Here is an 11737-nt window from a genome sequence, read left to right on the forward strand (position 1 = left end):
CGTCGGCAGCGTCAGATGTGTACAAGAGACAGGGTGGGCAGGGCACCGCGCCGCCCATCTATACGCCGCGCGAGGTGATGAAGCTGCCGGTGCTGCTGTCCGGCAAGCCGGAGTATCCGCGCCGCGCCCGCGAGGATGGAATCACCGGCGTGGTGATGGTGATGGTCGTGATTGGCACGGACGGCGCGGTGGAGCCGGGCTCGCCGCGCATCCATCGCTCGGTGCCGGGCCTGGACGAGGCCGCGCTCGAGTCCGTGTCGGGCTGGCGCTTCTCGCCGGCCCTGGGACACGGCGGCGCGCCCGTGCGCGTGAAGGTCGTGATCCCGGTGAAGTTCGCCCTGAGGTAGTTCCTTCGCGGTCCCGTAGAAGCCTTCATGAATCCCAAGCTCCGCTCGATTCTCTTCTGGATCCACCTGATCTGCGGCCTCATCGTGGGGCTCGTCGTCGGGGTGATGTCTTTCACGGGCGCGGCGATCGCGTTCGAGTCGCAGATCATCGAATGGGCGGACCGTGACGCCCGTCACGTGACGCCTCCCGCGGAGGGGGCTCCCAAGCTGACGCTGGAGGAGATGCTCGCGAAGGTGAAGGAGGCGAAGCCCGCCGTGCCGCCCTCCGGAGTGACGGTGTACCCCGGGGCGGAGAGCGTGGTGTCGGTGGCCCTGGGCCGCGGCGCCACGGTCTACGTCAATCCCTACACCGGTGAAGTCCGCGAGCCGGGCGCTCAGGGCTGGCGGTCGTTCTTCCACACGATGGAGGATCTGCACCGCTGGCTCGCGGCGTCCGGCGACAACCGCGCCGTGGGCAAGGCCATCACCGGCGTGGCCAACCTGGCGTTCCTGTTCCTGGGCCTCACGGGCCTGTTCCTGTGGTGGCCGCGCAAGTGGAACCTGCGCGCCATGCGGCCCATCCTGTGGTTCCGCCGCGGGCTCAAGGGCAAGGCGCGCGACTTCAACTGGCACAACGTGATCGGCTTCTGGTCGCTGCCCGTGCTGGTGGTGCTGACCACGTCCGGCGCGGTCATCTCCTATAAGTGGGCGTCGAACCTGGTCTTCACGCTCACCGGCAACGAGCCGCCCGCCGCGCAGGGACCCATGGCCGCGGCGCCCGTCGTCGTTCCCACGCCCGCGCCAGGGACGCAGCCCCAGCCGCTGGATGCGCAGTTCGCGGCGGTGATGAAGCAGTCCAACGCCTGGGAGACCATCACCCTGCGCCTGGCCACGCCTCCGGGCGCTGGCGCCCCCGGCGGCCGTCCCGAAGGCGCCCCGCGAGGCGAGGGTGGCCAGCGTGGCGAAGGTGCCCAGCGCGGTGAGGGTGGTCCTCGCGGCGAGGGTGGTCCTCGCGGCGAAGGCCGTGCGGAAGGTCGCGGTGGTCCGAAGGGCCCGCAGGCCAGCGCCTTCACCGTCCGCGAGCAGGAGCGCTGGCCGCTCTTCGCCAACAACACGGTGTCGCTGGATCCGTTCACGGCCCAGACGCTGAAGACGGAGACGTACGCGGACTTCAACAGCGGCCGGAAGGTGCGCACGTGGCTGCGCTTCCTGCACACCGGCGAGGCGCTCGGGTGGGTGGGCCAGCTCATCGCGGCGCTCGCGTCCTTCGGCGCCGTGTTCCTCGTCTACACCGGCTATGCGCTCTCCTGGCGCCGCTTCGTCCCTCGCCGGAAGACGCAGGCCGTGGCGCCCCCGGCCCCGGTGGCACCGCCCGCGGAAACGAATATAAACGCCGCCTGATGTGACAATTCAGTAAACCCAGACAGCCCTGAGGCCCGGACCGCGAGAGTGGATCCGGGCCGCATCGTTTTCACTCGGCGGCGTGTGGCATTCGGCTGGCTGATGCAAGGCAGTGCCGTTGCGATCGCCTGTCTTTGGAAATCAGGGTGTTGACGGGAAGAAATTTCTTGTAACGCGAATCAGGGTCCTGCATATGAGAATCATTCTCATTTAGGCAGTGCCTCCCATTCCGAGGGGATTCGTGTCCACAGCCAAGCCCGGTCGTACTGGTATCCGCTCTTCCAATGGCAACCCTGGAGGCGTGCGCGGCACGCTCTGGCCCTGGGGGCCCGCTGCCGTGGGTCTCGCCTCCGCGCTGGCCGCGGGTGGCGCGGTGGCGCAGGAGACGCCGGTGACGGGTGAGACGTCCGCGCCGGTGCAGGAGTCCCGGCCGGCGGAGACCCCCCGGGTGGGCCAGGATGCCCCGGCCCCGGAGCGCACCCCGGAGTCCGCGCCCACGGGCGCGCCGGAGGCGGAGGCCGGTCAGGACGACGCGTACGTCCTGCCGGAAGTGTCCGTGGAGGGCGAGACGGAGAAGTACAACGTCACCGAGCCCAGCCTGGCCCGGCTGCCGCGGCCGCTGGTGGACACGCCGCAGACCATCACGGTGGTGCCCGAGCGCGTGATGGAGGAGCAGCAGGCGATGACGCTGCGCGACGCGCTTCGCAACGTGTCCGGCATCACGGTGACGGCGGGCGAGGGTGGCCGCCAGGGTGACTCCTTCTCGCTGCGCGGCTTCTCCGCCCAGACGGACACGCTGCGCGACGGCGTGCGGGACCTGGGCTGGTTCACCCGCGACACGTTCAACCTGGAGGGCGTGGAGGTCTACTTCGGCCCGTCGTCGGTGCTGTTCGGCCGTGGCTCGACGGGCGGCGCCATCAACCTGGTGACGAAGAAGGCGCGCAAGGGCTCCTTCACGGACCTGCGCCTGTCCGGCGGCACGGCGCCGATTGGCCGCATCGAGGCGGACGTCAACCAGGAGCTCTCCGACAGCGTGCAGTTCCGCGTGAGCGCCGTGGGGCAGCTGGCGGGCGTCGCGGGCCGCGACGTCGTGAAGGAGAACCGCGCGGGCATCGCGCCGTCCGCGCGCTTCCAGCTGGCGGACAAGGTCGCCCTGGAAGTGGACTACTTCTACCAGCACGAGGACAGCGTGCCGGACTACGGCCAGCCGTACTTCAACGGCTACCCCGTGGGCGTCACCCTGGACGTGCCCCGTGAGAACTTCTACGGCGTGAAGGACAGCGACGCGGAGCTCGTCAACGTCCACATCGGCTCGGCGCGCCTGCTGGCGGACCTGGGCAACACCTTCCGCCTGACGAACACGCTGCGCTACGGCGGCGTGGACCGCTTCGCCCGGCCCACCGCGCCGCGTGGCCTGACGCCGGCCACGGACCCCACCACCATCGGACGCCAGCGCTTCGAGACGTCCACGGACAACACCTACTTCGCGGACCAGCTGGACGTGCGCGGCGTGTTCAACACGGGCTTCCTCAAGCACACCGCCAACTTCGGCCTGGACGTGTCCCGCGAGCAGCGTGAGCTGGGCCGCGTCAACCTCACCACGGCCAGCGGCAACCTGCCCGCGGACCTGTTCGAGCCGGACAACAGCCCGGACCTGTCCGGCGTGAACCGCGTCCCGGGCGCCACCAACTACAGCCGCCAGTGGAACCTGGGCGCGTACGCGTCGGATCAGATCCAGATCGGCAAGTACGTGGAGGTCCTGGGCACCCTGCGCCTGGACAACCTGCACAGCGACTACGAGACCCAGGCCGCGAACGGTGACGTGGCCGCCTTCGAGCAGGAGAACAGCCTGTTCAACTGGCGCGTGGGCCTGGTGCTCCACCCGGCGGAGAACACCAGCGTCTACGGCATGTACGGCACGTCCCAGAACCCGAGCGCGGAGCTGGCCACGCTGGCCAACGACACCGTCACGCTGGATCCGGAGAAGAACGAGACCTTCGAGGTCGGCGCCAAGGCGGACCTCATCGCGGAGCGCCTGAGCGTCAACGCCGCGCTCTTCCGCACCAACAAGCTGAACGCGCGCGTGCCGAACTCGGATCCGGACGGCCCGCCCACCGTGCTGGAGGGCAAGCAGCGGGTGCAGGGCTACGCGCTCGGCATCGCGGGTTCGCCGGTGCGCCGCTGGAACGTGTTCGCCAACTACACGTTCCTGGACGCGAGCATCCGCGAGCACAGCAATGAGTTCCTGGTGGGCCAGCGCCTGGTGAACACGCCCAAGCGCAGCTTCTCGCTGTGGACCACGTACGCCATCCTGGACAACCTGTCCGTGGGCGGCGGCGCCACCTACCAGGACGTGGCCCCGGTGAACAACCCGGCCAACGCGACGGTGCTGCTCACCAAGGTCCCCAACTTCTGGCGCTTCGACGCGTTCGCCTCGTACTCCATCAAGAAGGTGGACCTGCAGCTCAACGTCTACAACCTGACCGACAAGCTCTACTACGACTCGTACTACGGCGGTCAGGCCGTGCCGGCGGACGGTGTTTCGGCGCTGCTCTCAGCGCACGTGCGGTTCTAGTCGCGCGCAATTCCCGCCGGGCGTAGGAGGACGTTCATCATGATGGTGCACATCCCGCAGGTGCTCACGCCCGAGCAGGTGGCCCACTGCCGCGCCGTCTTCGACAAGGCGGCGTGGGAGGACGGCCGGACCACCGCCGGCAAGCAGTCCATGCAGGTGAAGAAGAACCTCCAGCTGCCCGAAGGCAGCCCCGCTGCCCGGGAGCTGGGGGACCTGGTGCTGGCCGGCCTGGAGAAGAGCCCGCTGTTCATCTCCGCCGTGCTGCCCCAGCGCGTCTTCCCTCCGCTGTTCAACCGCTACGAGTCCGGCATGGACTTCGGCTCGCACGTGGACAACGCCATCCGGCCCATCCTGGGCACGAACCAGCGCATCCGCACGGACGTGTCCGCCACGCTCTTCCTGAGCGACCCGGACAGCTACGACGGTGGTGAGCTGGTGGTGGAGGACACCTACGGCAACCACGCGGCGAAGCTGCCCGCGGGGGACCTCATCGTCTACCCGTCCACCAGCCTGCACCACGTCACGCCGGTGACGCGCGGCGTGCGGCTGGCGTCGTTCTTCTGGATCCAGAGCATGATCCGCGACGCGGGGCAGCGCTCGCTGCTCTTCGACATGGACACGTCCATCATGCAGCTCACCCGCGAGGTGCCCAAGAGCCCCGCGCTGGTGATGCTCACGGGCGTGTACCACAACCTCCTGCGCCAGTGGGCGGAGCCCTGAGCCGCGTCGGAGCCGTTACTCCGGGCTGACGTGCAGGGTGAGCACCGGACACGCGGCGCGGCCCACCACCTTCTGCGCCACGCTGCCCAGCAGCATGCGGGTGAGCCCCTTGCGCTGGTGCGTGCCCATCACGATGAGGTCGTACTTCCCGCGCTCGGCCTCCTCCAGCACCACGTTGCCCGCCTCGCCAATCACCACGCGGTGGGACAGGGCGACAGGCGCGGTGCCGTCCACCTTGCGCAGCAGGGATTCCAGTTCCTTGCCCGCGGTGTCGCGCGCCATCGCCTCCAGCGAGGTTGCGTCCCAGCCGGGCGAGGCCACCAGCAGGTCCGGCGCCACGTACTGCGGCGGCTCCCAGGCGTGCAGGACGTCCACCGTCGCGCCGAAGGGGCGGGCGAGTTGCAGCGCGTAGTCCACGACGGACCGGGAACCGTCCTTCAGGTCCACCGGCACGAGGATGCGTGAAGGGCCAGCCATGGGTGTCCTCCTGTGGGAACAATGAACGGTTAATGCCCGACCGCCTCCAGGGCAAGGGGGCGTGCAGGGAGAGCCGAGCAGCGGGGCGGGCACGCAGGGCCATCCGCGCATGGACACCTTCCTGTCCGAGGTCCTGCCCCCCTATGCGCCCTCCCATCGACAACGGTACCGTGCTCATCATCGGCGCAGCTGGCGGCATCGGCCGCGAGCTTGCCCGGCTGCTCTCCCCCCGGGTCAGGACCCTGGTGCTCGTCGCGCGCGACGTGGACGACCTGGGGAGCCTGCGGGAGGAGCTGCTCGTCCGGAACCCCACCCTGGGGGTGATGATCCGCGCGTGCCGGCTGGATGATCCGCGCGCCGTGGACGCGCTGTTCGAGCACCTGGAGCGCCACTACGTCCGCGTGGACGTGCTCATCAACAACGCGGACCATTCCTCCAGCGGCCTGTACGCGGAGGAGCGCTGGAAGCGCATCGAGGAACTGGTGCATGCGAATGTGCTGGCCCCGGCCATGATCACCCACCGCCTGCTGGGCCCCATGCTGGAGCGCGGGCGGGGCGGCATCCTCACGGTGGGCTCGGGCGCGGCGCGCCTGTTCCTCCCGGGGGCAGTGGCGTTCTCCGCCACGCAGCGCTTCCTGGACGGCTTCAGTGAGTCGCTGCGCCTGGAGCTGAAGGACGCGGGCATCCCCGTCACCTTCGTGGCCCCCGGCCCGCTGGCGCTGGAGCCGCACCTGGACGGAGAGGTGACGCCGTTCTTCGAGCTGTCCCTGCGCCAGTGCGCCCGCGAGGCCCTGGAGGGCTTCGAGCGGGGCGAGGCGCTGGTGTACCCCGGCCTGGGGCACCGCTGGGTGATGCGGCTGCTGCGCTTCCTGCCGCGCTCCTTCAAGCGGGGCCTGGGGCGGCTGGCGCTGGGCGGCCTCAAGCGGACGCTGCTCCTGAAGCCGACCGGGCCCACCGGAACGGATGCGCCCCCCCAGCCGGTGCTGCTGGCCAGAGGGGAGCCTTCGTCCGCGACGTAGACGACGGGCGACTACAGGCCGATTTCGGCCAGACGCGCCTTCACGCGCGTGGCCTTCACGCCGGTGTTGGCCGTGCCGCGGCCCTGCGAGTTGCCGCCGACGCCGATGTGGTGCAGCGCCACCACCTGGTTCGTGGACGTGGAGATGACGGGCGAGCCGGACGAGCCGCCCAGCGTGTCCGCGTCGTAGGAGATGTCCGTGGTGCTGTAGTTGCCGTTGAGCACCTTGCCCGGCGAGGACTTCTTCGTCGGCACGCAGGACGACGTCGTGTAGTAGTCGCAGTTCTGGTTCACGACGTACACGGTGGCGTTCGTCGCCGCGTTGGCGGTGGCGACGGTGAGGAAGCCGTACACCTGGCCGGGCAGCTGGCCGTTGACGGCCGAGCAGCGCAGCGCCGTCATGTCGTCACCGCTCCACGTCTTGATGAACGTGGCGCACGGGTACCAGACGCGCGAAGCGGACGCGACGCCGTCCTCGTAGTTGAACGACACGCGCGCGCCCACCGCTTCCGACGCGCTGCCCACGCAGTGGTTGTTGGTGATGATGACGTCGTTGGAGACGAGCCACGCCGTGCAGCGGCTTCCCACCGCCGGGATGGAGAGGTAGCCCACCGCCAGGGACTTGGTGCGCTGCGTGCCCGTGAGGGACGTGGCGCTCACCCAGTTCAGCGAGCCCACGATGACGTTGGACTCCTGCGACGCGAGCGGCTCCGCGTCCGGCACGTCCATGGGCTCCACGGAACCACACGCCGTCAGGCCCATCACCAGCATCGCACCCACGAGCTTCTTCGCGGCCATCACTGAATCTCCCCCCGCGCGGCATTGCGCGGCGCGGGGGGCCTACGCACGCCCCGTGCCATGGCGCCCGTCAGAGGGAGCCCGGCGTCACGCCCCCGTGACAGTGGTGCGTGGATGCTCCGTGCAATCCGGTTGCGTTTGTAAAGAAACGTCACAATCCGCGGCGAATCCCCAGCCATCCCGGGAACTTGCGTGATTTTCCGGGAGTGCCGTTTTCACGGACATGCGGGGTGCGCCCCTGTCCCAGGCGGAGACAGGGGCGGGGAGGGCGGAATTCTTCAGCCGATGATCATGTCCTCGCGCTCGAGGGTGCCTTCCTCGAAGCGGCGGAGGTTGAAGCGGGTGAAGAGCTCGTCGGAGTCGCCGGAGGTCATCCACCGGGCCATCCGCTCCGCGACGGCGGGGGCCATCATGAAGCCGTGGCCCACGAAGCCGGACAGCTGCAGCAGGTTGTCCATGCCGGGGGTGCGCCCGAGGATGGGGTTGTTGTCTGGGGTGACGTCGTAGAGCCCGCCCCACTGGCGCAGCACCTTCACCTGGCCCACGTGCGGCAGCTGCTCCGTGAGGGCCTGGGCGAAGCGGGCCACGAAGCGCAGGGTGCTGCCCATGTTGGGGCCGGCGGGCTCCTTGGGGTCGCCCATGCCGCCCACGATTTCACCGCGCATGGACTGGCTGAAGTACAGGCCCGTGTCGAGCACCGACACCAGCGGCGACAGGAAGGGCTTGAGCGGTTCGGTGCTGAGGATTTCGTGGCGGTGCGGCTCGTTGGGCAGCGTCACGTCCGCCAGCTTCGCGACCTGCGGGCTCCACGCGCCGGAGGCGAGCACCACGGTGTCGCAGGCGATGTCGCCCCGGTCCGTCTTCACCTTGCGCACCTGGCCGTTGCTCGTCTCGAAGCCGGTGACGTTGGTGTACGTCTCCACCTTCACGCCGCGCTTCACGCAGCCCTGCGCGTAGCCCCACAGGAAGGCCCAGGGGAAGATGACGCCGTCCTCCGGGTTGTAGGCCGCCGTCACGCAGTCCTTCATCGTGAGGTCCGGGACGATCTGCCGCGCCTCGTCCGCGGTGATGATGCGCGTGGGCACGCCGTACTTGTTGTGCAGGGCGGCGTTGCGATCCAGGCGGTACGCGGTGTCCTTGCGCTTGGCCAGGAACAGGTAGCCACCCTGGCGCAGCCACACGTTGACGCCCAGGTCGCGCGCGAAGCCCTTCATCAGGTCGATGGAGCGCTTGGCCAGTTCAATCAGCGCCGGGGTGCCCCACTGCATGCGCACGCCACCGCCGTTGCGGCCGGACGCGCCCGCGCACAGGTAGCCGCGCTCCAGCACGACGACGTCCGTCTCACCGCGCAGGGCCAGGTTGTACGCCAGCGACAGGCCCATGATGCCGCCGCCGATGATGACCACCTTCGCCTTCTGGGGCACCGGCCCTTCCGGGCGCAGCGCGGACGGGAAGTGCTCCAGTTCCTGGGGCACGCCGCCCACGGGCGGGACGGACTCGTCCACGGGAGCGCTGCCGAGCACGCGCAGCTCCGTGGGGTACAGCGGCGGGCGCGGCGTGAAGGGCACCACGCCCTCCGGCTTGAGCGCCGGGGCCTTCTGCTTGAGCAGTGCGGCCACCGCGGCGTGGCAGCTCTTGCCCTGGCAGATGCCGGTGCCGAAGCCCGTGTAGCGCTTCACCGACTCCACGTCGTGGTAGCCGCGCTCGATGGCGTGCTCCACGTCCGTGACGGTGACGTCCTCGCAGGTGCAGACGAGCGCCTTGCTCATGACAGCCCTCCCAGCAGCGCCTGCGCCGCGCGCGCGCCCATGGCCGCGGCGTCCTTTGCCGTGCCGACCTTCGCCACGTCGCCCGCGACGAACACGTCCGCCGCCTGCGTGCGCCCGTCCGCGTCCGCATCCACGCGGAAGTGGCCCGCGTCCGGGTCGAACTCCACCTTCGCGCCGCCCTGGCGCGCCAGCTCGAAGCCCGGCGTCACCGGCACGGACACCACCACCGCGTCGCACGACACCTTCTGCTTGCGCCCGCCCTGGGGCGTGAAGCTCAGCGCCGTCACGCCTCGCAGGCCGTGGGCCTTGAGCCCGTCACCAATGACGGCCTTCGGGTGCGCGTTCGCGGGCAGCGGGCCCTTCAGGTCCACCACCGCCACCACCTCCACGCCGCGCTGGGTGAACAGGTGCGCCAGCGCGTGCAGCTCCGGGCCGTGGCCCACCAGCGTCGCCACCTGGGGCGCCACGTCGTGCTTGCGCAGGAGCAGGCTGGCCGCGCGGCCCGCGATGACGCCGGGCAGGTCGTTGTTCTCGAAGGGGAGGGTGGGGGGATGGCCGCCCACCGTGAGCAGGAAGCGCTTCGCGTAGACCTTGAGCAGCCGCAGGTTCGCCGCTTCTTGCGACGCCACCGCCAGGTAACGCCCGTGCTCGTCGTCATACAGGCCAATGACGGTGGCGTTGCGCACCACGCTGCCCTGCGGGAACGCGGTGGCCTCCGGCACGAAGGGCGCGTTCTCCTCCGGGGCGCCGTGGGCCAGCCGTCCGCCCAGGTTCGCGTCGCGCTCGAAGAGCAGGAAGGGCACGCCCTGTCCGGCGAGCACCCGCGCCGCCTCCAGGCCCGCCGCGCCGCCGCCCACCACCGCGACGGAGGTGTGGAAGGTGCGAGGGGGCAGGGGCTCCGGGCCCGCTGCCTTGGGCAACAGGCCCAGGCCGGCCAGCTGCCGGGCCACGCGCGCCATCACGTCCTCCGCCACCGGCACGCCCGCGAACATCTCGTGATGGTCCAGGCGCTTGGGGAAGAACCAGTCGATGGTCTCGAAGATGTCCACCTTCGCGGACGGGTACGCGTTCTGCCGCTCCAGCCGCATGCCCTCCTTCGCGGGGGTGCGGCACGTGTAGACGTTGGGCAGCCCGTCCACGCGCATGAGGCAGTGCGAGCAGGCCGCGGCGAAGCAGTACGGCCCGCGCGGGCGGTGGTACTTCACGGAGCGGGAGAGGACGTTCTCGCCCGCGGCGATGAGGGAGCACGCCACCGGCTCGCCTTCGATGGCGGGGATGCTCTCGCCCTCGAGGTCCACGGTGATGGCCCTGCCGCGCGGGGTTGCGTCTGGGAGGCGTCGCATGGGTGCCGCGCAAAATGGCGCACCCGACGGAGCCGGTCAAAGCCTGTCAGCGGCCGCCCGCCCACCGTCAACACCCCGTGACGACAGCGCAGGTGATGGCGCGCGAGCCCGGCACTTGTTGGAGAAGGAAAAGCCCCACTCCCGGTGCGCTTGGGAGCGGGGCTTCATGATGCGGTGTGGCAATCCGGGGGGCCGTCAGGCCGGGTGCGTCAAACCGGGTGCTCGCTCCGGGGGAAGATGGGCTCCGGCATGCCCCGGCCGCGGTAGCCGAACCGGGTGCGGATGACCGCGCCGAAGGCCAGCGGGTTGAGGATGAGGTTGAGCAGCACGCCCACCACCGGGATGTGGCTGATGAGCAGGATGAGGCCCAGGCCCAGGGCGAGCACCACCGCCTGCGTCTTGCGGCCGCGCATCACCGGCAACCGCGTGCCCACCTCGCTGGCGATGGCCGCGTAGCCCAACGCCGTGCCCAGCATGGAGGCGACCAGGAGGGCGAACGCCACCGGGATGCCGATGAGCGTGATGCACAGGACGATGGTCAGCGGGATGAGGGCCAGCGCGCCCACGATGCCCACCCAGAAGTTGCGGGCGGGGTTGGCGCGGATCTCATCGCCCAGCTCCTTCATGCGCGCCGGGAAGAACATCTGCCCCAGGAAGCCCAGGCCGAAGAGGAGCGCGAACTGGAGGATGAAGGACGCAAGGCCCCCGCCGCGGCCGTCGTGGTCGTCATCGTCGTCGTGGTCCACCGACGCGTCGTGGTTCTGCCCGTCCTGCATGCCGCGCTTGATCTCACCGGCCACCATGCGGCCCAGGCCCGCGCCGCCGAAGGACTCCAGGCTGCCCTCCACGATGGCGCCGTCCGCCTTCTGCACCTGCCCGCCAAAGGCGGACACGTCGCCCTCCACCTGCGCGTTGGGCCCCAGGATGACGTTGCCGCCGAAGGCGTGCGCGTCTCCCTCCACGTGGCCCTGGATCTCCAGGTTGCCGCCGAAGGCGACCGCGTCGTCCTCCACGGTGCCCTTCACGATGAGGTTGCCGCCGTACACGACGGCGCTCTCCACGGACTCGCCCTCCTTCACCTCCAGGTTCTGTCCGCGCGCCACCACGTCCCGGGCGCCGCGCTTGCCCTTCTTGTGCTTGAAGCTGTCGCGGAAGCTGCGGATCTCCTCGCGGATGCGCTGCTTGGCGGCCTCGGCCTCTTCCTTCGCGGCCTGCTTGGCCTCATCGCGAGCGCGCCTCGCCTCCTCACGGGCCTCCTCACGTGCCTCGCGGGCCTCCTCCGGCGTCGCGTCCTCGTCCAGGGTGGGCGG

The 11737-nt window shown here is 70.1% G+C and carries 9 protein-coding genes; 4 read left to right on the plus strand and 5 right to left on the minus strand.

The window, feature by feature from the left end:
• Nucleotides 1-374 precede the first annotated feature (374 nt).
• The 3 genes from D7Y11_RS38125 (at nt 375) to D7Y11_RS38135 (ending at nt 5022) form a co-directional block, all read left to right on the plus strand.
• The gene (locus D7Y11_RS38125; RefSeq protein ID WP_121755722.1) at nt 375-1727 is read left to right on the plus strand and encodes a PepSY domain-containing protein; all 1353 of its coding nucleotides are present in this window, start codon (nt 375-377) and stop codon (nt 1725-1727) included.
• 337 nt (nt 1728-2064) lie between these two features.
• On the plus strand, nt 2065-4302 hold the full coding sequence (locus D7Y11_RS38130) for a TonB-dependent siderophore receptor (RefSeq protein WP_233597433.1): 2238 nt from the start codon (nt 2065-2067) through the stop codon (nt 4300-4302).
• 39 nt (nt 4303-4341) lie between these two features.
• On the plus strand, nt 4342-5022 hold the full coding sequence (locus D7Y11_RS38135; protein ID WP_120580699.1) for a Fe2+-dependent dioxygenase: 681 nt from the start codon (nt 4342-4344) through the stop codon (nt 5020-5022).
• A 15-nt stretch (nt 5023-5037) separates the two neighbouring features.
• Here the strand turns inward: D7Y11_RS38135 and D7Y11_RS38140 are convergent, their stop codons facing one another.
• Nucleotides 5038-5499: a universal stress protein gene (locus D7Y11_RS38140; RefSeq protein WP_120580698.1), complete on the minus strand. Its 462-nt coding sequence runs from the start codon at nt 5497-5499 to the stop codon at nt 5038-5040.
• Nucleotides 5500-5642: 143 nt separating this feature from the next.
• Here D7Y11_RS38140 and D7Y11_RS38145 point away from each other — a divergent pair, with 143 nt between their 5' ends.
• A complete protein-coding gene (locus tag D7Y11_RS38145) occupies nt 5643-6518 on the plus strand; it encodes an SDR family oxidoreductase (RefSeq protein WP_120580697.1) in 876 nt (291 codons plus the stop codon).
• 11 nt (nt 6519-6529) lie between these two features.
• Here D7Y11_RS38145 and D7Y11_RS38150 read toward each other — a convergent pair whose 3' ends face one another.
• The 4 genes from D7Y11_RS38150 to D7Y11_RS38165 form a co-directional block, all read right to left on the minus strand.
• Nucleotides 6530-7315 (minus strand): serine protease, encoded by a 786-nt coding sequence (locus D7Y11_RS38150; protein WP_120580696.1) that lies wholly within the window; start codon nt 7313-7315, stop codon nt 6530-6532.
• A gap of 278 nt (nt 7316-7593) precedes the next feature.
• Nucleotides 7594-9084, minus strand: a complete 1491-nt coding sequence (locus tag D7Y11_RS38155) for an FAD-dependent oxidoreductase (RefSeq protein ID WP_121755721.1) — start codon at nt 9082-9084, stop codon at nt 7594-7596.
• Nucleotides 9081-10427 (minus strand): 2Fe-2S iron-sulfur cluster-binding protein, encoded by a 1347-nt coding sequence (locus tag D7Y11_RS38160; protein ID WP_121755720.1) that lies wholly within the window; start codon nt 10425-10427, stop codon nt 9081-9083. The genes D7Y11_RS38155 and D7Y11_RS38160 overlap by 4 nt, the downstream gene beginning before the upstream one ends.
• A 209-nt stretch (nt 10428-10636) precedes the next feature.
• Nucleotides 10637-11737, minus strand: a 1101-nt coding sequence (locus D7Y11_RS38165) for a polymer-forming cytoskeletal protein (protein WP_148139261.1), incomplete at its 5' end; no start/stop codon positions are given.

The organism is Corallococcus sp. AB018, from assembly GCF_003986945.1.
Classification (GTDB): domain Bacteria; phylum Myxococcota; class Myxococcia; order Myxococcales; family Myxococcaceae; genus Corallococcus; species Corallococcus exiguus.